At 51.0% G+C, this 26,892-nt stretch carries 22 protein-coding genes; 3 read left to right on the top strand and 19 right to left on the bottom strand.

What is annotated here, in order from left to right; translation table 11 throughout:
• Positions 1-21: 21 nt before the first annotated feature.
• The 17 genes from tssM to E6C74_RS16200 all read right to left on the bottom strand — a co-directional run bounded on the left by tssM (position 22) and on the right by E6C74_RS16200 (position 21,823).
• Positions 22-3,522, bottom strand: a complete 3,501-nt coding sequence (gene tssM, locus E6C74_RS16280; protein ID WP_206208432.1) for a type VI secretion system membrane subunit TssM — start codon at positions 3,520-3,522, stop codon at positions 22-24.
• A gap of 61 nt (positions 3,523-3,583) precedes the next feature.
• Positions 3,584-4,987 (bottom strand): type VI secretion system protein TssA, encoded by a 1,404-nt coding sequence (tssA, locus tag E6C74_RS16275; protein ID WP_136487103.1) that lies wholly within the window; start codon positions 4,985-4,987, stop codon positions 3,584-3,586.
• A 9-nt stretch (positions 4,988-4,996) separates the two neighbouring features.
• On the bottom strand, positions 4,997-5,653 hold the full coding sequence (vasI, locus tag E6C74_RS16270) for a type VI secretion system-associated protein VasI (protein WP_136487102.1): 657 nt from the start codon (positions 5,651-5,653) through the stop codon (positions 4,997-4,999).
• Complete coding sequence (locus E6C74_RS16265; RefSeq protein WP_136487101.1) at positions 5,650-7,230, bottom strand: sigma-54 dependent transcriptional regulator; 1,581 nt, start codon at positions 7,228-7,230, stop codon at positions 5,650-5,652. The genes vasI and E6C74_RS16265 overlap by 4 nt, the downstream gene beginning before the upstream one ends.
• 2 nt (positions 7,231-7,232) lie before the next feature.
• A complete protein-coding gene (tssH, locus tag E6C74_RS16260) occupies positions 7,233-9,842 on the bottom strand; it encodes a type VI secretion system ATPase TssH (protein WP_136487100.1) in 2,610 nt (869 codons plus the stop codon).
• A gap of 24 nt (positions 9,843-9,866) precedes the next feature.
• Positions 9,867-10,640, bottom strand: a complete 774-nt coding sequence (gene icmH / locus E6C74_RS16255) for a type IVB secretion system protein IcmH/DotU (RefSeq protein ID WP_136487099.1) — start codon at positions 10,638-10,640, stop codon at positions 9,867-9,869.
• A gap of 2 nt (positions 10,641-10,642) precedes the next feature.
• Positions 10,643-11,977 (bottom strand): type VI secretion system baseplate subunit TssK, encoded by a 1,335-nt coding sequence (gene tssK / locus E6C74_RS16250; RefSeq protein WP_136487098.1) that lies wholly within the window; start codon positions 11,975-11,977, stop codon positions 10,643-10,645.
• A 6-nt stretch (positions 11,978-11,983) separates the two neighbouring features.
• Complete coding sequence (tssJ, locus tag E6C74_RS16245; RefSeq protein ID WP_136487097.1) at positions 11,984-12,460, bottom strand: type VI secretion system lipoprotein TssJ; 477 nt, start codon at positions 12,458-12,460, stop codon at positions 11,984-11,986.
• A gap of 2 nt (positions 12,461-12,462) precedes the next feature.
• A complete protein-coding gene (tagH, locus tag E6C74_RS16240; RefSeq protein ID WP_136487096.1) occupies positions 12,463-14,019 on the bottom strand; it encodes a type VI secretion system-associated FHA domain protein TagH in 1,557 nt (518 codons plus the stop codon).
• A gap of 1 nt (position 14,020) precedes the next feature.
• Entirely contained in the window at positions 14,021-15,037 is a 1,017-nt protein-coding gene (gene tssG / locus E6C74_RS16235) for a type VI secretion system baseplate subunit TssG (protein ID WP_136487095.1), read from the bottom strand.
• Positions 15,001-16,770, bottom strand: coding sequence for a type VI secretion system baseplate subunit TssF (gene tssF / locus E6C74_RS16230; RefSeq protein ID WP_136487094.1), 1,770 nt, complete (start codon positions 16,768-16,770; stop codon positions 15,001-15,003). Before tssF ends, tssG begins: the two co-directional genes overlap by 37 nt.
• Positions 16,771-16,774: 4 nt before the next feature.
• On the bottom strand, positions 16,775-17,212 hold the full coding sequence (gene tssE, locus E6C74_RS16225; protein ID WP_136487093.1) for a type VI secretion system baseplate subunit TssE: 438 nt from the start codon (positions 17,210-17,212) through the stop codon (positions 16,775-16,777).
• Positions 17,213-17,214: 2 nt separating this feature from the next.
• Positions 17,215-18,687 carry a type VI secretion system contractile sheath large subunit gene (gene tssC / locus E6C74_RS16220; RefSeq protein ID WP_136487092.1) on the bottom strand — a complete coding sequence of 491 codons (1,473 nt, stop codon included), beginning with the start codon at positions 18,685-18,687 and terminating at the stop codon, positions 17,215-17,217.
• 46 nt (positions 18,688-18,733) lie between these two features.
• A complete protein-coding gene (tssB, locus tag E6C74_RS16215; RefSeq protein WP_136487091.1) occupies positions 18,734-19,243 on the bottom strand; it encodes a type VI secretion system contractile sheath small subunit in 510 nt (169 codons plus the stop codon).
• 440 nt (positions 19,244-19,683) lie between these two features.
• Entirely contained in the window at positions 19,684-20,730 is a 1,047-nt protein-coding gene (locus tag E6C74_RS16210) for a sel1 repeat family protein (RefSeq protein ID WP_206208431.1), read from the bottom strand.
• A complete protein-coding gene (locus E6C74_RS16205) occupies positions 20,675-20,959 on the bottom strand; it encodes a type VI secretion system PAAR protein (RefSeq protein ID WP_136487089.1) in 285 nt (94 codons plus the stop codon). The genes E6C74_RS16210 and E6C74_RS16205 overlap by 56 nt, the downstream gene beginning before the upstream one ends.
• A 420-nt stretch (positions 20,960-21,379) precedes the next feature.
• A complete protein-coding gene (locus E6C74_RS16200; RefSeq protein ID WP_136487088.1) occupies positions 21,380-21,823 on the bottom strand; it encodes an Lrp/AsnC family transcriptional regulator in 444 nt (147 codons plus the stop codon).
• A gap of 108 nt (positions 21,824-21,931) precedes the next feature.
• Between E6C74_RS16200 and E6C74_RS16195 the strand changes: the two genes are divergently transcribed.
• On the top strand, positions 21,932-22,516 hold the full coding sequence (locus E6C74_RS16195; protein WP_136487087.1) for a LysE family translocator: 585 nt from the start codon (positions 21,932-21,934) through the stop codon (positions 22,514-22,516).
• 50 nt (positions 22,517-22,566) lie between these two features.
• On the opposite strand, the gene E6C74_RS16190 is transcribed toward E6C74_RS16195, so the two are convergent.
• Both E6C74_RS16190 and dmeF read right to left on the bottom strand, forming a co-directional pair.
• On the bottom strand, positions 22,567-22,983 hold the full coding sequence (locus E6C74_RS16190; protein ID WP_136487086.1) for a MarR family transcriptional regulator: 417 nt from the start codon (positions 22,981-22,983) through the stop codon (positions 22,567-22,569).
• A gap of 17 nt (positions 22,984-23,000) precedes the next feature.
• A complete protein-coding gene (gene dmeF / locus E6C74_RS16185) occupies positions 23,001-23,963 on the bottom strand; it encodes a CDF family Co(II)/Ni(II) efflux transporter DmeF (RefSeq protein WP_136487085.1) in 963 nt (320 codons plus the stop codon).
• Positions 23,964-24,097: 134 nt separating this feature from the next.
• On the opposite strand from dmeF, the gene E6C74_RS16180 reads away from it, so the two are divergent.
• Both E6C74_RS16180 and E6C74_RS16175 read left to right on the top strand, forming a co-directional pair.
• Positions 24,098-24,949, top strand: coding sequence for a DMT family transporter (locus E6C74_RS16180; RefSeq protein WP_136487084.1), 852 nt, complete (start codon positions 24,098-24,100; stop codon positions 24,947-24,949).
• A gap of 83 nt (positions 24,950-25,032) precedes the next feature.
• Positions 25,033-26,730 (top strand): pseudouridine synthase, encoded by a 1,698-nt coding sequence (locus tag E6C74_RS16175; RefSeq protein WP_136487083.1) that lies wholly within the window; start codon positions 25,033-25,035, stop codon positions 26,728-26,730.
• Positions 26,731-26,892: the final 162 nt, after the last annotated feature.

The raw sequence follows: 26,892 nt of genomic DNA, 5'->3' as shown, positions 1-26,892 counted from the left end.
GTAATATCGAAAATAAACTTTTTAATACAAGGTATTGGATAGCTTAAACGAGTTAAACAAGCGCTCGGTGAACGGGTTAGCATTCGCTTCTGAATTGATGCGGTAAATCATGTCACCGCCATCAACATCAAATTTGTAGTCCACCGAAGTCGCACTGGCTGCCACCACATCCCCCTGGTCCAGCAGACGGAAGAACGCCCACGGTCCCTGAATATCAATACTACGTGGTGACATATTGGACTGAGTCGGCACCAGCGTGACTTTAGAAACCGCAGAGTCGCGCAACGTGTTTGGCCAGATCAGCTCCACGCTGTCACGCGGACCATGGCTGTAGGCCAGATACTGACCGTCGACGTTGAGCACACTGCGGCGCTTGTTGCCGCTCAGACGCAGCGGCTCCACCGAGAAACTGACATCAAGAATGCCTTTGCGGTTAAAGAAAGCATCGCGGATCTTCTGCGCCTGCTTGATCTGATTGAGCACATCTTTACGAATCAGCGACTGGGCATTTTCGCCATCATTGACTGTGATGTTCTCCTCAATAAACATCCGTAACTGATTGTTATAGAAGTTGTCCAGAGTGCCGTTTGGCGCAAAGAAGGCTTCAAAATCCTGCAGTGACGCATCTTTCTTCGCCTTCGGATTAAACGGATAGCGACCAGCCAGCTTGCGCTGGAAGGTGTTGTAAACATCATCGTGCCAGCGCACTTCCAGATGGCGGATCGCCTCCTGCTTAATCACATACCAGCTCTCGTCAGCAATTTTGGTCATCATGCTGTCGAGTGGTTTCGGCAGACCGGAAGCAATCCGTTTCAGGGTATAAATCGGATCCGCATTAACCAGTTTGACTCGTGCCTTGGTTGCATCAAGAGCGGCAGTGCCGACATCCGGTGCGGTCTGAATCGCTTTCAGGTAATTCTGCAACTCTTCCACCGAGGCCAGTACTTCATTCATGTAAGCCGGTTTGTCGCCCACCGGTTTAAGCATGTCATTCAGCTCAGCAAACGGTGATTCGATCATCGACGCTACTTTATATTTCGGACTCTGCAACAGCGCTTGCTGCGCCGCATCATCATCAGGCAGAGAAGCATACAATTCAGTATTGGTGTCCAGCGTGCGCAGCAGACGCTGCATCGGTTCAATATTACCGGTCAGGTTATCCAAGACAGCCACGGCATCATTGATGTCACTGAAATACTTCACATCGATTTCGTTCAGTGCAGCACGCCAAGTGTTGGTGTAATCGGCGACATATTGATCGCGGATCTTATTTCGCAGTGCCTGCTTATCTGCCTCACTGAACTGAGCTGACTTTGACTGGCCCAGTACCCAGCTGTCGATCAGTGCCAACTCCGACACCGACTCAGAACGCGGCATAAAGTACTCTTCAAAGCCACGCTTAGTCAGCATCTGCGGAATGTACAGGCTGCTGCTGTTCATCACGCGTTCTTCAAACACTACGTCAAACACCGGCCCCACTAGGTTACGCAGGTTAATCGCCGGGCCTAATACGGTCTGAGCATTGAGCTTGAGGTTGCGATACACGCGCTGATCATTAGGCATGCTACCCAGTTCTGCCTGAACCTTGGCAATGGTCGGCTCATAAGGTTTCATCACCTTGGTCGCCGCCTTGTTACCATGCTGGCTTTCACCTGCCAGATCGGTATGGCGCATCGCATAGTCGAGGTGGCCCAGCAACTCTTCCTGAATTTCACGCCGCCCCGAGAACTCCTGCTGCCAGTAACGTGAGAAATAATCCATCACGTAATCCTGATAACGGCCGCTTTTATCCACCATCATGCGATACACACGCAGCACTGCCAGTTTTTCTTCATCGGTTTGGGCCTGATTGAGATCCATCACCACATCAGCCATTAACAGTGGCAAGAAGCGGGTTTCCAGCAGATTCAGATAGGTCGCTTCCACCATAGGACCGATGGTGTGCCCTTGATACAGACCGAAATCTGAGATGTATTTGGGCTTTTCACGGAAGAAGCCAAACTCCAGCGTCGCTTCACGGATTTTGTTCAGTGGCTCCAGCACGTCTTGCTGAGAGGCCAAACTCGCTTTGGACGGAAATTCATCCCGGTACTGGTTCACCTTGGCCAGTACGGCATTGGCATGTTCCACGTTGGCGAGGTAATTACGGTGCCAGTTACCCACTAAAAGCAGAGTTGCAATACTACCAGTCACCACCGACAACACCATCAGACGGCGTTTCTGACGCGCAATACGAAAGTTATCCGAGGCCAGTCCTGCTTCAGGATAGATGATGTTAGTGAACAGCTTCTGAGTGAAATAAATGGTTGAGTTTTTCGCCCGCTGCGCGGTGTTAACCGCATGCGACAAGCCATAGCGACGCGACGCCGCATCATCAAATGCGTTGGTCGGCACCCCTTGCTGATACACCGAGGTAAAGTAGGCGCCGCGCACCAGAGCGGAGGTCGAAAACTGATCACTGGCCAGCGCATCCTGGAAAAACTGCCCCAGGATCTCTTTCAGGCCGGAGACCTGACGGGTGAAGCTGTAGATCGCATTGCGCTCTTCCAGTGACATCGGTGCCGACACCGCATGTGGCAACGCATTATTGATACGTTCTACAAACTCGGCATAATCTTTAGCAAACTCTTCCAGCCAGTTGTCGAGGTTGTCGATTGAATCGAGCGAAAAAGTAAAGCCCAGCACTTCCTCACGTTGACTTTTGGTATAGTGCTTGAAGAAAGGTTCAAAGCCATACAGTAAGTCCAGCTTGGTCAGAGCAATGTAGACTGGCAGACGCGTTGACAACGTTTCCATCAGTTCGCGCAGACGTGCACGCAGCAGACTGGCGTAGGCTTTGCGCTCAGACGCCGTCGCGGTGGCCAGATGTGACACATCCAGCGCCAGTACAATACCGTTGAGCGGACGACGGCTGCGGGTACGGTCCAGCCACTTGACGAAGTGCAGCCACAGACGGCGCTCCATGGCACCATCGTTATCTTCACTGCGGTTACCCTGCGTCAGCAGTTCACCGTCCGGATCGATCAGGACCGATTCATCACCAATCCACCAGTCAAACGAATATGGGTTTTCACTCTTCTGCCCGGAGGCACGCATGACGGAAGAGAAAACAAACTTCTGCCCCGAGCGGTTGATCAAACTGGTTTTACCGGCATTTTCCAGCCCAAGAACCAGATACCAAGGTAAAGAATACAGATAATTACGCTTGTTCAGGTTCTGGCGCATATTAACCATCACCTGATTCAGTTCAACTTCCTGGCGCTCTTCATAAACCCGAATCGGATCCTGACGCAGTTGTTCATCACGCTTTTGCTGCGCCTGATAGTTTTGCAGTTTACGCCACTGCAGCAACCCCCATAACGCCAGAGCGCCCAGAGTGAACAAGCCACTGGCGACCACGCGCGACAAGACAGACTGGAGTGGCTTAGTTTCAAAAATCTCTAACCACGGTCCCGCCCACCAAATCGCAACATTCAGTAATATGAACAGGGTAACGAGCAAAATAGGTAATGCGGCCAGCATGCCTGGCTTAAGCCTTCTTACTAACCCAACAATAAATCTCCACATGGATGGTGTCCTTCGTTTACTCTGACGTTGTATATCGTTCTAATTGTTCCACCAGCGACGGTTCCCAGTCGGTCACCTGCATAGCAGATATTTGTGTATGTAATGTTTGGTACTGCTGCTGAGCCATGGCATCCAGATGATTGGCCTGCATCAGGTCGGCAGACAGCAGGCGCCAATAGAACTGGTCTCGCGGCTCAGTCGCCGCTACCAACCCATCGTTCAGCATCGACAATGCCACCGCGATGCCACCGTCTTTGGCCAGAGTGAGTGCTTCCTGACGTTTTTCCTGCCAGTCACCAACACTTTGCGTGGCCGTTGTGTGCTGAGTCGCTGCCAGCCAGTCTCTGACTTCTTCTGACACAAACGGTGCACCGCCTTTGAATTTGAGATCGAACAAGGACGGCATGCGCTGCAAAAACTGCTCAGTTTCTTCTAAAATCGCACTGCACCAGGTCTCTTTGCCCAGGCTGCGCGCGATGTTAAAGCTCATCAACTGGCCGTCGAACCAGTACGGTGACAGAGTCAGGCTCTGTTCAACCTTACGCCATAATGTCAGATCAGGATGACGCATCTGATCCTGATAATCTTTGATTCGATCCTGCTGCATGCCCCTCAGCATGGTCTCCCCGTCTGCCTTATGATCAGGCAGAGAAGTGATCGCTCCCCAGACCGCATAGCGACGTAAACGTACTGACAGCGCAACCCCGAACTCCTGCTCGGCCAGAAAGTCCGCCACTTTTAATAGGGTCTGCTTGGCGGCTTTATCACTCGAGTTATCAATAGCCAGAGACGGACTGCTGCTGGTCGGCGCAGCCGTTGCAGCCGCAACCGGCTGCGCCGACGCTGCTGGCTGGGTTTGCTGACGCTCTTCTGCCTGACGTAACTGACTGGTGATACTGCGCACGACCAAATCGACCGCCTCAGAGCTGAGTCCGTGGCTCTCAATCACTTTTTGCCAGCCATCAACAGCACTAGCGAGCGCGTCACGGTCGGCAGTGTCAAAGCGGTTGAAGTCAACTTTGTCCACTACCAGCGCAAAGCGCTGCGCGATCTGACTGAAAAATTTACGCCGCGGCAGATTACCGCGCTTACCCGGCGCCGGATAACTCTCCTCCCAAAATTCAGCCATGAAGTCCGTCATAACCTCAAAAGAGAGAATAAAACGCGCGGCTGTAAACTGGTTGTGCAGGCACTGCAGCAGGTAAACCAGCAACTTGATATCTTTGGTTTTCTCACCCAGCAACTTGACGACGCTGTGCTCAACTTCATCCCACTGCACGCTGCCGTGGGAAAGAGAGCCGACCTTCATCATTTGGTCTTCAACAAAATCAAACAGCGGGTCATCAATAAGACGCTCTCCAACCCGGCTTTCGCCCTTGATCGGCTGCGCGACAGACTGGCGGTATTCGGTCAATTCCATCTTTTTCTCCTACCAGCCACAGCGTTCACGTAATGCACCGAGTGCATGCTTCAACGGCTCGGTGTCAAACTGCAGCCCGTCGGCAAACGGGGCATTCGAACGCAGTAATAAGCGAGATTGTCCGGCCATTGATTTCATCATGCTGATCGCCGGCATACCTCGCGCCGATGACATCAGCGTACCGCTGTCGTCACTGCGCATATATTGCGAGTCCAGTCCTGCAGCCGAGATTTCAATTCGGGCGTCTGAGACACCACTTGGCAATGCCAGCTCAACCCGGCTGAGGTTATCGATACAGCTCAGCATCAATACCGGTTTAGCATTGTCGGCAAAGCGGGTCTTCTGGTTGAGCGCGGTCAGCGTGACCCAGGCATTGCTGCCTTTGCCCTCGCCTTCCGTGGTCAGTGTCCAGTTTTCATTACTATTTTGCACAGCCTGCATCGCTCGCTGCCAGGATGGCGGCAGATGACTCTGCACGGTTGGCATTGCCACCTGTACCGGAGTTTCAAATACGCGGTCAAAACAGGCCAGGCGCTCAAGACGGGCGTCAATCTGCACACATTGCGAAGCTGCTTCGAGCGTCTGCCGTGCCGTCTCTGCCCGGGCCATACCTGACAGGCCAAACAGCGATGAGCCTGCCAGCACTAACAAGATTGCTCGGTTCATAGCGCTTTGATCTCCAGCTTTTGGCACTTATAAGCCAGGGTACGCTTAGGAATACCCAGGCTTTCCGCTGCTTTGGCGCGGTCACCGGAAAAATGACTCAGACGCTCGCGAATGATTTTTTCTTCAAAATCGTTCAGCGCCTGCTTGAGATCGTTAATCACATTAAAATTCTGCTCGGATGCCGGTACATCCTCTGACGCGATATCGGCCGAAGCGCTTGGTGCGATTGACGAGGCGGTAGCCGGACTGGCCGCAGGTACAATACGCGCAGTGAAACAGTGTTCTTCAACCTGAGTTCCGTCGCTAGTCTGGGCGCAGCCAAATTCAATCAAGTGCTTGAGTTCACGTACGTTACCCGGAAAATCATGCATTTTCAGACAATCCAATGCACGGTAATGCAAGCCGCGAATATTCTTGCCATGCTGCTGATTAAACTGCTGAACAAAATGCTGACTGAGCAGATCGATATCATCCAGACGCGCCGCCAGACGTGGCAGGGTCAGCGGATACTGGAACAGGCGATAGTAAAGATCCTGACGGAACGCTTTACGACGCACCTGGTCAAGCAGATTAACGTGGGTGGCAGACACCAGGCGAAAATCCGAAGTCATCTCCTGCTTACCACCGACCGGGCGAAAGGTTTTTGACTCCAGCACCCGCAGCAGTTTGGCCTGCAGCGCCAGCGGCATATCACCAATTTCATCCAGGAACAAGGTGCCGCCGTTGGCCTGGGCGATCAAACCCTGCTTGTCACTGTCTGCACCGGAGAAAGCGCCTTTGGTATAGCCAAACAGTTCGCTCTCCAGCAAGTTTTCCGGAATCGCGGCACAGTTAATCGCGACGAACGGCGCACGCTGTCTTGATGACAGGTCATGCACCGCTTCGGCCACCAACTCTTTACCGGTACCGGTTTCGCCCTGAATCATGACCGACAGATTGGAGCTGGCCGCATTGACGATCTGTTCACGCAGTTTTTGCATCACCGCACTGTCACCGATCAACTTGCGCGACAGATCTTTGACCAGCACGCGCTGGGCTGAATCACGTTCGAAATCACACAAGGATTCTTTCAGTGCCTGACGCGTCTGCTCTTCACGTTCCATATCGTGCAGCAAAGACCATTGCTGGGAGAAGACATCAATGAATTTTAAAAACGCGGCATCGCTGAAAATCTTACCCACTACATTACTGTCACCCATCAGCACCAAAATCGATTGCACGTGACGGTGCCCCATCGGCAGCGGCTGGATCCAGACTGAATCAAACATGCCGACCTTAGCCACCAACTGGCTGAAGGTGCGGTTTGATTGCCAGAAAACCAGCTCTTCCGCCGTCAGATGCATGGCTTTGGAAGACTGCAATACATGCGAAAATGGATTTTCAAAATCCGTTACCGACCAGGAACAGCTGAGACGGTCATCATGAGGCACCAGCAGACGTCCATTGGCATTTGGCAACAGCAGCAGAGCGTTGGATAAACCCAGTTCGCGGCTGATAATGCTGACAAACTGAGTAGCCAGTTGCTGCGGCTTTCTCAGCCCGACTAAGTCTGCAGTGAAAGTAAGCCAGTTACTCATGCTCAATCCACCTCACCGATAAATTCACCCTCCACCGCATCCAGGTGAATGCGATGTACCGGCTGCTGCTCAGCCAGCTTGCTCAGTAGCGCCAGCGATACCGGCGGCAGCAGCTGGCCTTCGATAATGGCTTCGAGCATACGGGCACCGTTTTCACTGCGTGTCGCACGATTAAGGATTTCGTCAATCAGGCGCTCTTCAATCACCACTTCAGCGTTGTAACGGTCACGGAACAAGGTTTCCAGGCGATTGAGTTTGCCTTTAACAATTTCCGCCAGCACCTCTTTGCTAAGCGGTTTGTAAGGAATCACTTCCATTCGGGCCAGCAAAGCCGGTTTAAAGAAAGCCGCCAGTTCAGGATACAAGGCTTCATCAAGTTGTTTAGGCTGTTCGGCGTAATCCACAATGGTTTGATAACCAAGGTTTGAGGTCAGGAAGAACACGATATTCTGACAATCAATCAGACGACCTTCGCCGTCAGCCAGCTCACCTTTATCAAATGCCTGATAAAAGATGTTCAGCACTTCCGGATGCGCTTTTTCCACTTCATCCAGCAGTACGACAGAATAGGGCATCTTACGAATCGCTTCGGTCAGCACGCCGCCTTCACCGTAACCGACATAACCCGGAGGCGAGCCAATCAGACGTGATACGGTATGCTTCTCCTGGTACTCGGACATGTTGATGGTGGTCAGGAACTGTTTGCCGCCATACAACTGCTCTGCGAGCTGGACCACGGTTTCGGTTTTACCAACCCCACTCGGACCAACCAGCAGGAACGCCCCTTTCGGACGCCCCGGACGGCGCAGGTCTGCACGGGCGGTGAGCAGATTACGGTGCACACGTTCAATAGCGATATCCTGACCTTTAATGGAGCGGCCCAGGATCTCAGTTAAATGGGTGATTTTATGCAGTTCATCGCTGTTCATTTGATCAACCGGTACGCCGGTCCAGTCCGCAATGACTTCGGCTATCTGCTCGGCGTCGACTTGCGCATGCATCAATACTTCCTGATGCGGAATCGCTTGCAGGGCCAGATAATGTGACTGCAGATCAGCATGCAGACTGTCACGAGTCTCTTCATCCGCATCCTGCTGTTTGGCCAGATCCAGCAGTTGCGCACGCAGGTCAATAATGGTCTCAACCCGCTGTTTTTGCTGTTGCCAGCTCTCAGTCAGAGTCTGCTTCTCAGCTTCGTCCGCCAGCTCTTGCGAGCGCAGTTCATCCAGACGGCCCAAGTCCGCACTCTGGCCGAGGTAATGGGCACGTTGCAGCATGTCGATTTCCAGCTGACGCTGGTGACACGCAGTTTCTAACTGCGCCAGACGTTTTGGCGGCGTGGTCATGTTAATCGCAATCCGCGCGCACGCGGTATCCAGCACATCAATGGCTTTATCCGGCAGTTGACGACCCGAAATATAACGCGCCGACAGCTCAGCAGCGGCTTTGAGCGCTTCATCAGTGATCAGCACGTTGTGCGCTTTCTCATACACACTATTCAGGCCACGTAAAATGTCGACCGCCTGCTCAATGCTTGGCTCTTCCAGCTTAACCAGTTGAAAACGACGGGTCAGGGCCGGGTCTTTTTCAAAGTACTTCTTGTATTCTTTCCAGGTAGTTGCCGCGATGGTGCTCAGTTCACCACGTGCCAGTGCCGGCTTCAGCAGGTTAGCGGCATCACTGCCGCCTTCCTGATTGCCAGAGCCAATCAGGGTATGCGCTTCGTCGATAAACAGAATCACCGGATTTGGCGCATTCTTGATAGCGTCAATCACGCCTTTCAGGCGTTTCTCAAATTCACCTTTGACCGAAGCCCCCGCTTGCAGCAGGCCAAGATCAAGCGACAGCAACTCAACTTTCTGCAGTTGAGTCGGCACCGTACCCGCCACCACGCGCAGTGCCAGGCCCTCTATCATCGCACTTTTACCCACACCGGCATCACCCACCACGATCGGGTTGTTTTTGCGACGGCGACACAGGATATCGATCATCAGATTCAGCTCATTTTCACGGCACAGGACCGGATCGAGTTCCTGCTTACGTGCCTGTTCGGTCACGTTGGTGCAGTATTTGTCCAGCGGCGATGTGGCACCGGACAGCGCTTGTGCCGCCGCCCCTTTAGCCGGTTTCTCCACCTCAGTTTCCGCCGAGTCTGCGACGATGGCATCAAAATGTTTCTTCAGACTTTCACGGTTAATATCGGCCAGCAGAGACGCCAGTTTCGGGGACAGATAACGGTCAGCCTGAGTCAGGGCCGCGACCAGCATGGCACCGGAGCGCAGTTCTGTCTGATTCAGTTCGGTAGTCGAAAGCAGCCACGCTTCTTGCAGCAGTTCCACCAACAACGGGGAGAATGCCGGGTAAGTATCCAGCGCCTGCTCCCGGGCATAGCCGGATGTTATCGCCTGCTTGACCGCTTCAACATCCAGATCAGCCTGTTTGATGACCAGTCGCACATCAGAAAGCGGGTTATCTGTCACTACATCTAAAAAATGGGCGAACGTCACTTCCGGATGCTGACGTTCAATACACAAAGACGCCGCTTGTTCTAATGCCAGTTTACTTTGGGCATTTAATTTCGAAATCAACGTTGGGAGTTCAATACGGATCACGGCGATCACCTAGCCTTATAATTTTTAAAGTATTTGATTTAATTGAGTTATTACGTCGCTTGATTTGCTATGCAGCAGATAGCTGTAACCAAGAAAGATGCCGACCCACAACACCAGGAATCCGGCAAACACGGACCAGAGCGGTACTTCACGGCTTAATTTATATTTCGCTTTCACCACATGATCCGTCGCACGGGTCAAATCCTGCGGCTCTTCATCATCGAGCGTGGCCAGTACATCATGCAACCGGCTGATCACACGCTCGCGCTCTACCTGTCCGCCATCCATCACGCGGTATTTGCCTTCAAACCCCAGCACCAGACACTGATAGATAAATTCCAGCAGGGCTTCATAACGCTTAGGTTCCCCTTCCAGACGACCAAGAATGGTAAACACCTTTTCGCCACCCCAGGTTTCGTTGTGAAAACGCGATAACATGGAATGCTCCGCCCAGACGCTGGAAGCGCCCCATTCGGTGCCCATGACCGCTTCGTCGAGAAAAGCACACAGGATGTAGCGGTAAGCCATTAAGATCGCGTGCTCAAAACCCTGCTCCGAAAGCTCAATTTCGATCGCTTTAATCTCTTCCACGGTTTGGTTGTAGATCTGTTCGATGTTGTGACATTCCGACAATGAACGAACTCGCAGAGACAAACCAAACAACGGGGTTGCTGCGTCAATCAGTACATTCGGGTTATCACCGCGCAGCTGGAACCAGTAGTCCTGGTCATGGTTGATCTGCTCGACATCGTCAAACAGCAGGCTGGCGTATTGGCCCTCTTTTTTATTCTGTGCCATGGTTAGCTCCTTATCGCCCAGAACTGCAGGTCAAGATCATCAAATGCCGCGGCAACGTGGAACGCAAAGCCACTGGAATGATCCAGCATCGCCCAGGCAGGGCTGCTCTTATCCAGCTGGTAATAGGTATAGCCGGCGTGGTACGGCAGCTGACGCGGTGCAACAGGCAATGAAATCAGTGGAATTCCCGGTAACTGCAGTGAAATCAGTTCGCGAATCTTCTCAACCGATGACACTTTAGTTTGCTGGGTAAACAGGCGACGCAACTCGTCGAGTGGCATACGGGCTTTCACTGCGATAATGAATTCGGCGCTGTCCATCAGCTGCGGATCATGCACCGGTGCGACCATCAGGCCGTACTTACGCTTATCAAGCTGGATTGAGACCGCACGAGGTTCAAGAACCACACTCAGGCTCTGACGCAGGCTGCGGATCAGCGGACCAAACGACAGGCTCGGCATATCGTGGTTGTAACTTGGTAATGAAGGCGGAAGACGACCTTCATCAGTGAAGGTGGCCAGCTCACCGCAAACAGAAGCCAGACACTCAAACAGACGCTCCGGATGCAGGCTGCGCAGTTCCGCCAGATGCTGCATCTGAGGCTGCAAACGGTTCAGAGCCTGCAGTAACATAAAATCTGATACATCAGCCACGCCACCCTGAGAAGGTGCGCTGATACGTTGGGCGATGTTTTTCGCGCGCTCACGCATCAGGCCGGACATCTCATTAATAAAGCGGTGCAGGGCAGCATTACCAACGACGTTGAGATGACAAGGGATAAAGTCCGGGTCCATCACCACACTGCCATCCGGGCGTTTTTCCAGAATGCGGGCGATGGCAATCGAGGCAAACGAACTGCGATCTTCTTTTTCCAGCATTAACTGCATGCGGATTGGCGAGACATCAATGGTGGTGTTGTCACCCTGCACCGTATGCACATCGCGCACTTCAAGGCGGCGACTGACGTAACGTCCCGTCCCCTGCTCTTCCGGCCAGTTGATTTCCATCAGGGATTCGCTGCGCAGCGGTACGGCCAAATACACCAGTTGATTGGCCAGCGATGCGTCGTCAATTTCCAGCGCATCCGGCATCGCGTCTTCCTGCGGAATACGAAACGCAGTGCCGTCAGGCATGATGCCTACCGCACGCTCTATCGCGATACGACCAAAAGACAAATATTCAGGATTCAGTGACAACTCTGAAACACCATACAGGTAACGGCTGACCGCACTCATGCGCTCATCGATGTGGTATTCCGTATAACGTTGCTGCTGCTGGAAATGCTGGGGTTTAATGAACAGCCCCTCATTCCAGATCACGCGGTTTCGAGCAAACATCTTGTGTTATTCCACCCTATCCAGTTTGACGTTGTAATCTTTAAAAAACATCAGCAGGTGGTATTCCCTGCCTCTATTGAGCACTTTGACTGCTTTTTTCCATTCACTGATTTCCGGATCAGAAAAATGCGCCATCACACCGATGTAATGGGTGTTCTCATCCAGTTCAAATGCATTGACGAATTTGAACTGTCCCGGCATCAGCACGTAGTCGTAGTTTTTAACAAAGTTACTGCGCAGTGCTTTTTTATAATCATCTTTGAGTTGGTCATAGTCGGCCGACATGAACATCGAGTCGTCCTGCAATTCAAAAACTTGGATTTCAACCGGTGACGCTTCTCCCCAGATACTCGGGTTCACCCCTTCATCGGTCAGCAGACTGAATGTCACCTTGGTCGGCTCTTTCGCGGGCTCGTAAGGCTCTGTCGAACTACAGGCCGACAACAGCAGCAGCGAAAGCAGCATAAACAGCAGCTTGTTCACGATTACAACTCCAGTTGCTTCTCACGGATTTTCTTGTCGTACGCCTGCTCGAAGATTTCCCAGAACAGCTTGTCAAAACCACGCTGGCGGTTAGAAGTCAGTTCCTGGTAGTAATTGCAGTACATGTTCCAGGCCCAGGCTTCATCAGAGCCGGTCTGGTTATCGCTATTACGCTTGTAGTGATTAAAACGACGCAGCAGGACCTGAGGCGAAAAGGCATTCAGGATCTGACTCAGCGCTTCGGTGGTAGCGTGTTGCATCGCTTCATTATGGTCGCGCACATTTTTCAGGCTTTCCGAGATAGCCGCCGGTGCAGACAGGTGGACCAGGCTTTTATCCGCGTCATACATGGTACGGATGGTGTCAGGGTAATTCAGGCCAAGACGCAGCGGGTTATCTTCAATCGGCTGCAGGTTACGGTTCATGGTGCCAAAACGGCCTTCACTCACCTGTTCATGCAGTTGCAGTAAGCCTTTGACACACGCCTGCAGCGATTCTCCGAGTTCGTGGGACAACATGTGCATGCGTTCCATATCATTATTCTGACTCAGATCAATACCCAGGCCCTGCAAAATAGGTCCGGTCAGCAGATGCTGGCCGCCAGCGGCCGTTGTGGTGGTGTGGTCGGTCGCAGGTTGCATACTTTTGGCAACTTCTTCTTCGAGAAGATCCAGTACGTTTTCATCCATGGTTAAGCCCTCTGATTCGTTGTTGGTGTTTATATCTGTTGGTGCTGTATTATTTTTAAATAGCGTGTTATTTCTAAACTGATCGTTTCCAGACTGTTCGTTCGTTTTAAACGGATCATTTGCTTGATTGTGCTGAGCATCCTGCTGATGCATGGCAGGCTGCTGTGACGATTCATTTGCTAAAACTGAACGTCCGAAGCCAAGAATTTTTTTCAGACGGATTGAGGAGGTCATCTCATACTCGCTGTCCGCCTGCGGGGTGAAAGAGGGATCATTGAGTACCAGGTTATCCTGCGGAACCAGACTGGCTGGCTGCTCGCTGTCCGGTGCTTTTTCGACTTCCTTTAGCAAAGATTCGCCGTCATCTTCGCTGCTGACCAACGCGTCCAGCGCGGCCAGCGGATCGTGATTGGCTTCTTCTTCGTCCGCCGCGATGAGCTCACTGTCATCGAAAACGTCATCCGCAAGTAAATCAACTTGCTGCGACTTAAACATCGCATCCAGCGGACCATCACTGTCTTCACTATCCCGGGATTTATCCAGCAACACGCGCAGTTGGTAAGGGCCGATGGTGACTTCGTCTTTATCTTCCAGACGCGCCAGTTGGTTACGGCCCAGTGGCATGTGCGAACCGTTGACATAAGTGTCACCGCACAGGTCTTTAACGCAAAAAGCACCATCAACCGACATCACTTCACAGTGCAGAGGTTTCACCTTTCCCTGGGTATCTTTCAGACGCCAGGTGGCGTAAGCATCACTGCCGATCGTGCCGCCATCGACCGTGATTGTCGATTGAGCCGCCAGTCCGGATTCGAGAATCTGGACATTGGTTACCAGAAGAGTCACCGAGGGCTGTGTCATGGCATTCATGTTATTGTCTCACTTGAATCAAAACGTATTTGTCCTCGGTGTGCTTACCGAGGAATGAAGTCCAGCCTAGCGCGACACCGCTTTCAGCCCGCAGGGTGAGCGGTGGCGCTTCTTCAGCGTCCATCGACAACTCAAGGTCATAGGCCATCTGCTCACGCAAAATGAATTCGACCAGTTTGCACAGCGGCTGATACTCTTTTCCTGAGGGCAGAAAATCGGCAAAACGCGCACGTGACAACTTGCCGATACAAATCGCGAACTTGCCGTTACAGTCCATGACCGATTCACCCAGCATGGTATTCATCCCGAGCTCGCCATTCTGGCGCCCCAGAGACAGTTGCTGAGAGGGGTCAATGCTGACTTTGCGACGGACCCATTGTCGAATCTGCACATCCTCAAGATCAAAACAGTGCGCGATAATGCCCGCCACCACCTGCGGAGAACGGCTACGGCCAGCCAGCGTGCCGGCATAGGCCAACATCTTGCACCAGTTAATCGGTGTTTCACCGCGCAAATCCGGGTCGCCCAATCCGACCAAAGCAAACAGCTGCGCCGAAAAGGTATCCTGTGCATCCGGTTGAAAACGCACGTAATAACGGTATTTGCGCCAGATGCGATAAACTAGGTTGATCAGGCGGTTATTAAAAAAATCCATAAACGGCTGTTTAATACCGCCGGGTTCTTCATTCACCAGCTGTTCGATAATGAAACCGGGCAGTGGTGACTGCGCACCGGACAGACCAAAAAAGTTGGTCAGCATCACCAGCCGGTCATCCGGCCTTTCCAGCAGTGCATTGACATCGCTGGGCGAAAAGCCGAGGCTCGGATTCGCACTGAACACCAGCTGACACTGGCGTTCCCACTCTTCCGACTCCGGGTTCAGTTGATGAAGTTTTTGCAACAACTCCACCAACTGGTAAAAATTGTAAGAGCGTACATCCCCGGGTAAGTGCGACTGAGGCACAACCGGACTATCGGCCGTTATATCAACGGCTGCATTCCTGTCTGTGTTCCCCATGTGTACTTCTCTTGATTGGTTAAGTTGACCACCACCAACTCATGAAATGAGTTGATACTGGCGTAAAGTGCGAAGAAATGACTTAGAACTGTACCGAACAGGTAAAGATCGCCTTCAGACCCGAAACCAGCCTGATCGATGTACAGCGTCGACTGCAATCCACGTACCGGCAAACCGCGCAAAATTTTATCGACCGGTTTCGATTCGATTTTGCTGATCCCGTCCAGGCGCAGACGCGCCACGCGCTCAGCCTGACGATCCACCAGAGCGCGGAAATCGTAAGCACGTAACACGCTGCTTAAAGCATCTTTGGAAAGCAGCGACAGATAGTTCAGTGACAGATTGGAAATCAGGGTCCACAGCAGGCTGCCGTCCAGCACCGGACGCAGTGACTGCGACGGAATGGTGATGTTATGAAAGTCCGCATAAGGCGGTGACGTATCCGTCGGCTCACAGATATCGCCGATGCCCAGTTCCAGTGGGAGCAGGCGATTGGTACAGGTCAGTTTGAGAGAAACGGCTTCGTCCACGTCGACAGACAAGGTTTCATCACCACGCACAAACGACATAAAAGAGTCAAAGCCATCACCACGGATACTTTCTTTGACACGGGTACGGTAATACAAAGCCTGCCGGTCACGTGCCCGCTCAACTTCATGCTGGAAGGTTTCAAACGCCGAGTAATGGCGTTTTTCGCCGCGCATACGCTGACCATTCTGGCTGCTGTCCTGCCAGCCGGTCACACTGTCCACACTGAACACTTCGTAATGCGCCGGATAACGACTCGATGGCACAATGCGGTACTCGGCTTTTCGGCCATTGAGATCAATAGGATCAGCATCGTGCTCAAACAGGTTGATCACAGGCGTACAGTAAAGCTGGAAATTATCCTTACGCACCCGTACATCAGCTGGCAAGGTTTTCGAGAAATGAATATTCAGCGTAAAGTCACCCTGCACCGATTTCGGCACAGTGCGTCCAAGCGCTTTAATGTCGAAAAAGTGGAAAGCTTCCGGAAAAGAGAGATATTCCTGCAGAATACGGTAACCTTCATAGACATTGCTCGGATAAGGCAGCAAAGATTCGTCGCTGCCAAAGCCAACCGTGCAAAACGCACTGGCCGGAAGAATAAATTCGGTACCGTTGACTTCAACGCTGATTTTTTGCAAATAGTGGTTGAGCCATAAATAGAGCATTTGTGAACTGTATTTATCGCCCCCCAAATAAAAACGCAGATCCTCAATGCCGGCGTCACCAAAGGCGATGTCACCGTTCATTTTCATATCCAATTTAATGGTGGTTGCTTCGCGGGTGTGTTGCGCGTGCGCATCCAGACATTGCAACGGATAAAGCTCGATATCACGGCAGGTACGAAAATGACACTTAGTGCCAAATACCGGTTTACTGTCGAGCTGGGTACCGCGCGAGACGGTCTGCTTTTCACTGACACTTTTATCTGGAGTGAAAGTGACAATACTCATGCTGGGGACCGGACGCAGATAGTTCGGCCACAGCATGTTAATGATCGAGTGAGTAAGTTCAGGGAATTCATCTTCCACTTTCTCACGCAGGCGCGCAGTCAGAAACGCAAACCCCTCCAGCAGACGTTCTACGTCCGGATCAGTGGTTTTAGCCTGCAAAAAGCGTGAAAGCTGGGGATGAATTTCGGTAAAGGCTTGGCCCTGCTCTTTAAGAAAAGCGAGCTCTTCCCTGAAATACTTATCTTGAGTCATAAACTTAATACACTCGATACTTTCTATTTTGATCCAGTAACAGACTGAACTGAACTTTCTTGTGTAATGCATCGCTGTTGATGCTGGCGGCAATATGGAAACGCAACGTAAGCGGATTGTGATGTTCGTTATCTGAACGAACCAAGACATTCTTTAAGCGCGGCTCATAACGCTCCAGGCATTGCTGGATCGCCAGCTTGATACGTAACGATAAATCCATGGTTTCCAACGTGGCGTCATTAAAATCGACCAATCCCAAATGAGGTGCGCTTTGCGCACCACCAATTCGGGTGTTGAGAATGTTGGATACGTTACGTTTAACGGAGTCGAGTACATCCCATGCATCCGGACCTTGAGTCAGAGACACAGGTTTAGCGTTGGCTTCTAAACGCTCGAAGAAGCCAACCCCAAAAACACTCTCTTCAGGTGCTATATATGTCATGATTAAGCTTGATCCAGACGGCCTACCAATGACAACTCAAAATTTGCACCCATGTATTTGAAGTGCGGACGTACCGCCAGAGAAACCTGGTACCAACCCGGGTTACCTTCAACATCCATAACCTCAATCTTCGCGGCGCGTAGCGGTCGGCGGCTGCGAACGTCTGCTGGTGGATTTTCCTGATCAGCTACAAACTGTTTGATCCACGCGTTCAGTTCACGCTCAAGATCCTGACGCTCTTTCCATGAACCGATCTGCTCACGCTGCAAGACTTTCACGTAATGTGCCAGACGGTTGATGATCATCATGTAAGGCAACTGGGTTCCCAGCTTGTAGTTGGTCTCGGCTTCTTTGCCTTCTTTGGTATTCGGGAATACTTTTGGCTTCTGAATCGAGTTTGCTGAGAAGAACGCGGCGTTATCGCTGCCTTTACGCATCGTCAGAGCGATAAAGCCCTCTTCAGCCAGTTCGAATTCTTTACGGTCAGTGATGAGAACTTCAGTCGGGATCTTGCTCTGCAGTGCACCCATAGACTCAAAAACGTGCACAGGAAGATCTTCAACCGCACCGCCACTTTGCGGGCCGATGATGTTCGGACACCAACGATACTTAGCAAAGCTGTCAGTCAAGCGGGTTGCAAATGCAAACGCCGTGTTACCCCACAGGTAATGTTCATGCGACTGGCTGACATTCTCTGCATAGTTAAATGATTTAACTGGATTTTCGGTTGGATCGTAAGGAACACGCAGCAGGAAACGTGGCGCAGTCAGACCGATATAACGTGCATCTTCTGAATCACGCAGAGCACGCCACTTGGTGTACTTCGGACTTTCAAAGATAGACTTCACGTCTTTGACGTTTGGCAGCTCTTCAAATGAGTCAATGCCAAAGAACTGAGGTCCGACACTGGAAATAAAAGGCGCATGAGCCATAGCGCCCAAAGAGCCCATGTACTGCAGCAGTTTCATGTCCGGTGTTGACGGTGTGAATGCAAAGTTACCAATGATGGCGCCGGTTGGTTCACCACCAAACTGACCATAACCTGATGAGTAAACGTGTTTATACAGGCCAGACTGGCTTGTTTCAGGAGCAAACTCAAAGTCTTCCAGCAGCTCTTCTTTGGTGACATGAAGTAACTCGACTTTGTTGTTTTCGCGGAAATCAGTCCGGTCGACGAAGAGTTTCAGACCACGCCAGGCCGATTCCATCTGCTGATACTGCTCATCATGCAGAATTTCGTCCATCTGGGCACTGATTTTTTTATCCAGTTCAACCAGCATTTGATCAACCAGAGATTTGTTGACCATTTCTGAATGGTCACTACCAATCAGGTTTTCGATAAAGGCTGCCACGCCTTTCTTTGCTACATCGTACCCTTCTTCGCTTGGCGCGATGCGGGTTTGAGCCATGATTTCATCCAGCAGGCTGCCTTCAGCCAGCTGCGGTCTTTCCAATACCGATTCAGTAGTAGACATCTGTTAGTTCCCAATTCCGAATTAATGTCAAAAGTATCAAGTCAAGTTATGCCTGAGTCTGCTCTTCTGCGTCGCTGACCAGATTAAGTTCCGCCAGCAATTTCTCGCGCGACTCTTCTGAGTTCAGCAGCTCTTGCAAACGATCGCGGAACGCAGGGATGTTACCCAGTGGACCTTTCAACGCCACCAGCGCTTCACGTAGCTCGATTAACTTTTTCAATTCAGGAACCTGAGATGCCACAGCATCGGGTGAAAAGTCAGCCAGAGACTTAAAGCTCAGCTCGACAGGCAGTTCTGCACCTTCATCTTCACCCAGTTTGTTCTGCACTGTCGTGCTCAACTTAAGGTCACTTTCACGCATCACGGCTTCGAAGTTGTTCTTGTCGACTGAAACCGTCGAGCGCTCTTCGACAGGCGTCTCTTCAGCGTGACCTTTGAAGTCACCGACCACCAAGGTCTTGAGCGGTAACTCAACTTCTCCCTGTGCATCCCCAGTTGCAGGAATATATTTGATATTAATGCGCTCTTTAGGAGCGACACTTCCTTCTTTAGACATATAACGTCTCCAAATACCTATGCCAATCGTTGTGATAAATTAACTGTGCAGATGCCTTGCGGACTCTGCACAATTAACAATAATAAAAATGTTGTTATTTATAATATACTAAACACTGCCGATTGATATTTAACTAGTCGTTGTGTCAGAGGTTCAATAGTTGCGGCTACAACTTACAGAAATCCCTGCCCCGGCTGTCTTTGAATTATTTTCCTGAAGAATTAATTCAATCTTAAAGGCTTATCGGCTCGTGCCAGTTTTATTTATATTTTTCTTAATTAAGAAAAAGTGTGTCTGACGATGTTTCAATATTTATTTTTTGGGACATTCTATTCATTTGCGATGTATTTGTTGTACAAAAAAACACAAAAACATGACCTTGCTCCAAAAAAACTCTTGCTATCGCCATTCTTATAATTAATTACTAATATTAAAATCGATTAAATATCCCAAAAGCGATCATGGTTATAGTAATCCACATTATTCCTAAGCTTTTGTTCGATATTTTCAGCACGTTTTTCCTGGGTCACATTCATGCGCTGAATAATGTTTTTATTACTCTCTTCAACGGAAAGATAGAGATTTTTCAGTCGGTTGGTGCCCGCTGTTTCAATGTAAATATCCATATAGGCCCGTGCTTTCGCCAGGTCCGTTGGCACGAACTGATAGTTTTCGCTTTGGCCGGCATAAACAAAGCCGAGCGCAGCCAGAGAAGTCAAATCACCGGCCTGAAGCGCCTCTTCACGCCAATGCAGCGCTTCCTCATAACGTCCTTTGTCTTCCAGCAAACCGATATAAGCGCGCATTGCCGGGATATAACCAGTTTGTGCAGCTGCGAGATACATTTTTCTCACTTGCGTATCACGCTCACCCGGTAAAACAAAATAGCCAGCACCAGCCTGGTAGCGTTTGGCCTTTTCCATCAAGGCCTGAGGCTGCTTAAAATCGACGGCCATGTTTAAGTACTGCTCTGACAGCGTCGGGTCAATCGGTTGATAATACTGAGCCAGTTCGTACAACGCTTGCGGCGCATCTTTCTGCCCCAAAGTCACCAAAGCATCATGATATTGCTGTTGCCAATATGCCTGCTCATGATCTGTCAGCCAATCGCCATGAGTATAGAGATGGTGCATAGCATGACGGTTACCGCCATTAGCAGACTGCAACAAATAATCTCTCGCTCTGGGTGGCGTACGTATCGTGGTATTGTAGTTCGACAGTTCCATCGCATACAGATACGCAGCGTCAGCATTGCCCATATCGGCCGCGTGTTTGAGGTAGTTACGCGCTTCAATATTCTTAAACTGCGCCCTCAATAAACGTCCGCTTTCCAGCGCCTGCTGAGCGGAGAGAGTGTCGACATCGTAACTGTCTGCACTTGCTCCGAAACTCGCTACAGACAGACCAAAGACGACGGAAAAAAGTAATTTTTTAGCCGATGTTAACACTGCTGCCACCTTGTAATACGCCGCCACAATCAATAGCATCACCCGCTCGGGCTGCTGGTTTTCCGTCAATCATTACGGTTGCAGAGCCCGCCGCAATGGCCCGCGGATGCGGGGGATGCAAAGGTTTACTGTGCATTTCCAGTGGATCTCCCATTCTTGCCGCAGGTTTGCCGTCAATTTTGACCGACCCGGACCCCGCAGTAACTGGGGTCGGCGCAAAGCCCTCATGGTCGGTCCCCACGTGGCCTACAATTATTCCATTTCCCATAATAAGGTTTCTCTGATTTATCGATAAAAAATAGCTGAGAAGCCTAAAAGCAATTTGTATACCTGAATCTGATACAAGCGGTAGCGGAATTCACCATCACGCGAGCAACTCCTTACCTGATCCAGGCAAGAACATGCCCAGGCCAATACAATAACTTGCCCAGGTTGAATTAAATGTCAGAAAAAAGAAAACAATTAAAGTATTTACTCTAAAAAATTCACCTAATAACAATTAAATCACTTACCACTCAATTTTAATGGCTGAATATCACCAAATTAAGTTAAGGACATATTTTCATCATCTCAATGTTGAGAATATATTATTCTAATTACATTAACGTTAACTGAAATATCCGATTCATTATCATTTGCTAATTAAATTAATACTTATTTTAGTATGCTTTGATATATTGATTTATTATTACTCACGCTCATCTTTTGGCGAATCCATGACCACCATGGTTGTAATCGATTGCACTTGTAAACACTCTCCTAACACATCGGCGTGAAAACGTTTATAAGCACTTAAGTCTTTGGTTTCGACCCGCAGTAAATATTCGTTCATACCGGTAATGTTATGGCATTCCACCACTTCTCTGGCCTCACTAACGTGCTCTTCAAAACTAAGCTGCGATTGTTTGGTATGGCTGTTCAAGCCAATCGACACATAAGCGATAAAGCCGACCTCAAGCTGGGTCTTATCCAGCACAGCGCGATAACCTTTAATGATTTTCTTGCGCTCCAGCTCCTGGACCCGCCTCAGAGTCGCTGAGGGTGACAAACCGACCCGCTCGGAGAGCTCAACATTGGAGATCCTGCCGTCTCGCTGTAGTTCACGCAATATTCTGTCATCAAACCTATCCATAACACACCTTTGTTGCTTACATTCATCATTCAACACAAATATAAACACAAAATTGCGCCCATTAGCCATTACTATTTATCCCATGTTCAATCGCTGAGAAGTAGCACAATGGATTACAGTCAATGGGGCCCTTTAGTGGCATTTGCGTTTGTTTCAACTTTTACTCCGGGTCCGAACAACATTATGTTGATGACCTCCGGAGCCAACGTCGGCTTCCTGCGAACGATTCCGCACATGTTAGGAATTACGGTCGGATTTAGCCTGATGGTACTGCTGGTCGGCGTCGGATTAACCGGTCTGTTTCAGGCTTATCCGCTGCTGCAACAGATCCTGCACGTGGTATGTCTGGCGTATCTGGTCTATCTGGCGATTAAGATTGCGCGCAGTCGCCCATCCAGCAGCTCACAGCAGTACCGGCCGATGTCGTTTATCTCGGCGATATTATTTCAGTGGGTTAATCCGAAAGGCTGGTCAATGGCACTGACCGCGGTCAGCGTCTATAACGAGAGTGCCAGTTGGCTGCAACTGCTGTTGATCTCTCTGGTGTTTGCTATGGTCAATATTCCGAGCGTCAGTGTGTGGACAGCAGCCGGTAAACAGCTCAGCAGCTGGATGACACACCCCAAATATGTGCGCTGGTTTAATGGGGCGATGGGAGGGTTACTGCTGGCATCGACCCTTCCGATGTTGTAATCAGATAGCCGAAGGTGATGGCTGGTTGGTAGAACAACACATCCAAATGCTCAAAATTCGTGGTTCATACTGGCCAGCATGCTGGCCAGTTGCTCGCGCTGCTCTTGGGTAAAATGACGGGTCAGATCCTGGGTCAGCGTTAAATGCAACGCATTATGCTGACGATACACATCCTGGCCCTGTTCAGTCAGATCAACCAACACTGAACGACGGTCTCCTTCAATCGTACGACGCTCGATCAATCCGGCCTGAACCAGCTTTTCAACCTGCACCGTCAGAGTGCCAGTGGTGATGCCCAGACGGTTAGCCAGCTCTTTCATGCGCATAGCACCATGACTGCCCAGCACTTCCAGCGTGTGGATCTGTGCCAGAGAATAGCCGGTCTCTTTCACCACCGACATTTCCCAGGAGGACATTTTGTCATAGAACTCGGTGATCAGATTATTCAGTTCAGTCAGGTGTGGCATATCGGGACCTTGTCGCTTTACTTGGCATTGACCTCTAAGGTGAGGTGGTGCAGTTTATCAAAGTCTTTCAGTTGCTGTCTAAAGTACTCCGCATCTTTATCACTGTCAGTTTTAAGGCGAATCGTGGCCGCATAGTGGTTGGCGCTCACTTTCCACATATGCATATCCATGACATTGACTCCATCATCATCCAGGCGCTCCAATATCCGCTGCTCATAATCCGCACCAATATGGGCATCAAGCAAAATAGGCGCGGTCTGTTTCATCAGTCCCAGCGCCCACTTGGTGATCACCAGCGCGCCGACCATGCCCATAATCGGGTCCAGCCATACCCAGCCGAGATATTTACCAACGATCAATGCCGCTATCGCCAGCAGCGAAGTCAACGCGTCCGCCAGCACATGCATGTAGGCAGCCGTCAGGTTGTGATCATGCTGGTGCTCATGCCCATGAGCATGGTCGTGGTCGTGGTCGTGGTCGTGGTCGTGGTCGTGGTCGTGGTCGTGGTCGTGGTCGTGAGCATGATGATGACCATGGTGATCTTGCAACAGAAACATGCTGGCCACATTAACTAACAGCCCGATAACTGCCACCAGAATCGCTTCATTGAACTGGATCGAGAGCGGATTAAACAAACGGTGCACCGATTCACCGAGCATGATGATTGCGACCAGTCCCAATCCAATCGCACTGGTATAGCCGCCCAGCACACCGACTTTACCGGTACCGAAAGTAAATTGGCGTGTGCCCTGATGCTTACGCGCGTAACGCAAAGTAAACAAGGTGATACAAAAAGCGGCGGCATGCGTGCCCATATGCCAGCCATCCGCCAGCAGTGCCATCGAGCCATAAATGGTCCCGGCGACAATCTCGGCCACCATAGTCACCAGGGTAAGTAACAACACATAAATGGTGTTCTTCTCACCTTGCCGGTTAGCGTATGAAAAGGTTTGTACCTGTGGGCAGTTCGGTGATTGCATAAGAATTACTTTGATTATCAAATTTTCTAAATGGTAGTTTGTTTGATAATCAAAGTAAAATAAATTGGCCATGTTATGCATTTTCGCATTAAATATTGAACAATTAATAATCCAACGACATAAGGAAACTGACCGTGCCAGTGAGCCTTGTCACCACCATCACCATGCTGGCATTTGCTGCCAATTCCATCTTATGCCGCCTGGCACTGCAGGACGGTGCGATTGATGCCGGATCATTTACTGCATTACGATTGGTGTCCGGCGGCGTGACTCTCATCGCTCTGCATGCATTGGTCGTTCCCAAAAGCCGGCGCGTCTATCAATGGCGCTTCTCACTCAAAGCCGGACTGGCTCTGTTTGGCTATGCACTGTGCTTCTCGATTGCCTATCTGCAACTGTCTGCGGGAACCGGCGCTCTGTTGCTGTTCGGCACCGTACAATTGGCCTTGCTTATCGCGCACTGCTGGCAGGGCAATGCCGTCAATCGTCTCGAATGGCTGGGCCTGGCGATTTCCGTCGCCGGCTTTATTTACCTGATGCTACCGAGTGCGCAGCAGCCGGATCTCTGGTCTGCCGCGCTGATGATCCTATCCGGATTATGCTGGGCAGGGTTTACCTTACTTGGACGGCAAAGTGACAATCCGACCAGCGCGATTGCGCAGGGGTTCTGGTGTGCCAGCCTGCTGTGCGTGTTGCTGGCTCCGTGGTTAATTAACCTCAATGCCCTCACCACGACTGGCATTCTTCTGGCGCTCGCTTCCGGATGCATCGCCTCTGCCGCCGGTTATATCCTTTGGTATCAGGTGGTGCGCCGCCTGACGATTTTACAAGCCTCCGTGGCGCAATTGTCCGTCCCGGCGATCGCCCTCATCGCCGGCAGTGTGCTACTCGACGAAACCCTCACATGGCGCCTGACCATGATCAGCCTGCTAATTCTGGGCGGGATTGGCCTGGTGTTTATTGCCCGCCAGCGTGCCGGCACCTAGTTTCTGTCCGGAGAAACCCAGGCTGGATTTTCCCTCGCAGCCAAGTACAATTCGCAGCGTCGATCACCAGCAAGAACCTCATTATGTCATCTACTGCGCCCAAGACCGCTGCCTGCTTTACTCCGTTCCAGCGCGATATTTCCGCCCTTGCCCTGCCAGAGCGGTTTACCTATCCGTTCTGTTATGAACCGCATCCGCTCAGTATCATCGCCGCCGAAGAGTTGCAGCAGCACATCATGACTCAGCAGGACTGGTCCCATCCATTCGGCCTCAACGACGAGCAGCAAAGCGGTGCCAGCGGAAAAATGTTTGGTGTGCTGGTGGTCAGAAAGCCCGATGGAGAGCTGGGCTATCTGAGCGCCTTTTCCGGTCAGCTGGCCGAGCAGAGCCATTGGCCGGCTTTTGTGCCGCCAGTATTTGACCGCTTTGCTGACCCGGATTTTTTCCGCGCTGAAGCAGATCAAATCAACTTGATTAATCAGCGGGTTAAAGCACTGAAAGGCGATCCACGCAGGGCCGGACTGGACGCTGAAATCAAGCAGTGCCAGCAGGATGCTCAGCAGGCGATCGAAGCCTTCCGCCAGCAGATGATCGCCGCCCGCGCAGAGCGTAAAGCACAGCGCGCCGCGGGGGAGAAAACGTTACAGCCGACTGCCTTGCAAGCCTTGCTTGATCAACTTGGCAGGCAGAGTGTGGCGGAAAAGAATCAGTTGAAAAAGCTCAAACAGCAGTGGGAAACTCAGCTCAATGAGCTACGCAACCAGTCAGACAACCTCAATCAGGAGCTGGAACAGCTCAAGGAACAACGCAAACAGTTGTCCGCTGCCTTGCAGAGTAAACTGTTTGGTCAGTATCGCTTTCTTAACCGTGCGGGGGACGAGCAATCATTGAATGCGATCTTTGCTGATAGCAGTAATCCGCTCCCGCCTGCCGGTTCCGGTGAGTGCGCTGCGCCAAAACTGCTGCAATACGCGTTTCGCCATCAGCTACAACCGCTTGCACTGGCTGAATTCTGGTGGGGCTGCTCACCAAAATCAGAAATCCGCCAGCATAAGAAATTCTATCCGGCTTGCCAGAACAAGTGTCATCCGATCCTCGGCCATATGCTGGCAGGGATGGATCTGGATCCCAATCCGCTGCTCGACAATCCGGCCCAAGGCAAAGAGATCGACATCGTGTATCAGGATGAAGCGATTGTGGTGGTCAACAAACCGGCCGAATTTTTATCCGTGCCCGGTGTGAACGTGAAAGATTCCGTTCTGACCCGGCTCGAACAGCGCTTTCCTGATGTGGAAGGCCCGTTTGTCCTGCACCGACTAGACATGTCGACCTCCGGCCTACTGGTGTTTGCTCTTACTCGCCGCGCGAATAAAAGCCTTCAGAAACAATTTATTACCCGTGGAGTTGAGAAACGTTATGTCGCCCTACTGAGTGGGGAAATAGCCCAGGGAGAAGGCTACATTTACCTGCCGCTGCGGCCTGATCTGGATGACCGTCCGCGCCAGATGGTGTGTGAGCAGCACGGTAAACCAGCAGAGACGTTCTGGCAAACCATCCGTACTGCGCAAGGCCAGACCCGGGTCTATCTCTATCCGAAAACCGGTCGCACCCACCAATTACGGGTACACTGTGCCCATGCGCGAGGCTTTAACACCCCAATTGTCGGTGACGACCTGTACGGTGAAAAAGCCGACCGCCTGCATCTGCATGCCGAGACTCTCAGCTTTGATCACCCCTATACCAAACAACGGATGACATTTCAGATTGATGCCGATTTTTAAGCTCCGGCCACAAACAAAACCGTATCCGACATCAGCTGAGACAAAAGATCGCCGCGTGCGATCTTTTGTCTTACTGCTGCTAATTTTTTCTGACTGCTACTCATTTTTTCTGACTGTTACTCATATAGTTACCTGAACAGGAAAAATCCGTCCCAAACGATA

Source organism: Vibrio sp. H11, assembly GCF_004804295.1.
GTDB classification, from domain to species: Bacteria; Pseudomonadota; Gammaproteobacteria; order Enterobacterales; family Vibrionaceae; genus Vibrio; species Vibrio ostreae.
Note: the sequence above shows the minus strand (reverse complement) of the source record. Positions and strands in the feature narration are given on the sequence as shown.

Excerpts from the sequence above, each read along its gene's own strand:
- tssM (WP_206208432.1), bottom strand. The coding sequence starts at position 3,522 with ATGCTGGCCGCATTACCTATTTTGCTCGTTACCCTGTTCATATTACTG.
- tssA (WP_136487103.1), bottom strand. The coding sequence starts at position 4,987 with ATGGAATTGACCGAATACCGCCAGTCTGTCGCGCAGCCGATCAAGGGC.
- vasI (WP_136487102.1), bottom strand. The coding sequence starts at position 5,653 with ATGAACCGAGCAATCTTGTTAGTGCTGGCAGGCTCATCGCTGTTTGGC.
- E6C74_RS16265 (WP_136487101.1), bottom strand. The coding sequence starts at position 7,230 with ATGAGTAACTGGCTTACTTTCACTGCAGACTTAGTCGGGCTGAGAAAG.
- icmH (WP_136487099.1), bottom strand. The coding sequence starts at position 10,640 with ATGGCACAGAATAAAAAAGAGGGCCAATACGCCAGCCTGCTGTTTGAC.
- tssK (WP_136487098.1), bottom strand. The coding sequence starts at position 11,977 with ATGTTTGCTCGAAACCGCGTGATCTGGAATGAGGGGCTGTTCATTAAA.
- tagH (WP_136487096.1), bottom strand. The coding sequence starts at position 14,019 with ATGAATGCCATGACACAGCCCTCGGTGACTCTTCTGGTAACCAATGTC.
- tssG (WP_136487095.1), bottom strand. The coding sequence starts at position 15,037 with ATGGGGAACACAGACAGGAATGCAGCCGTTGATATAACGGCCGATAGT.
- tssF (WP_136487094.1), bottom strand. The coding sequence starts at position 16,770 with ATGACTCAAGATAAGTATTTCAGGGAAGAGCTCGCTTTTCTTAAAGAG.
- tssE (WP_136487093.1), bottom strand. The coding sequence starts at position 17,212 with ATGACATATATAGCACCTGAAGAGAGTGTTTTTGGGGTTGGCTTCTTC.
- tssC (WP_136487092.1), bottom strand. The coding sequence starts at position 18,687 with ATGTCTACTACTGAATCGGTATTGGAAAGACCGCAGCTGGCTGAAGGC.
- tssB (WP_136487091.1), bottom strand. The coding sequence starts at position 19,243 with ATGTCTAAAGAAGGAAGTGTCGCTCCTAAAGAGCGCATTAATATCAAA.
- E6C74_RS16210 (WP_206208431.1), bottom strand. The coding sequence starts at position 20,730 with ATGCTATTGATTGTGGCGGCGTATTACAAGGTGGCAGCAGTGTTAACA.
- E6C74_RS16205 (WP_136487089.1), bottom strand. The coding sequence starts at position 20,959 with ATGGGAAATGGAATAATTGTAGGCCACGTGGGGACCGACCATGAGGGC.
- E6C74_RS16200 (WP_136487088.1), bottom strand. The coding sequence starts at position 21,823 with ATGGATAGGTTTGATGACAGAATATTGCGTGAACTACAGCGAGACGGC.
- E6C74_RS16195 (WP_136487087.1), top strand. The coding sequence starts at position 21,932 with ATGGATTACAGTCAATGGGGCCCTTTAGTGGCATTTGCGTTTGTTTCA.
- E6C74_RS16190 (WP_136487086.1), bottom strand. The coding sequence starts at position 22,983 with ATGCCACACCTGACTGAACTGAATAATCTGATCACCGAGTTCTATGAC.
- dmeF (WP_136487085.1), bottom strand. The coding sequence starts at position 23,963 with ATGCAATCACCGAACTGCCCACAGGTACAAACCTTTTCATACGCTAAC.
- E6C74_RS16175 (WP_136487083.1), top strand. The coding sequence starts at position 25,033 with ATGTCATCTACTGCGCCCAAGACCGCTGCCTGCTTTACTCCGTTCCAG.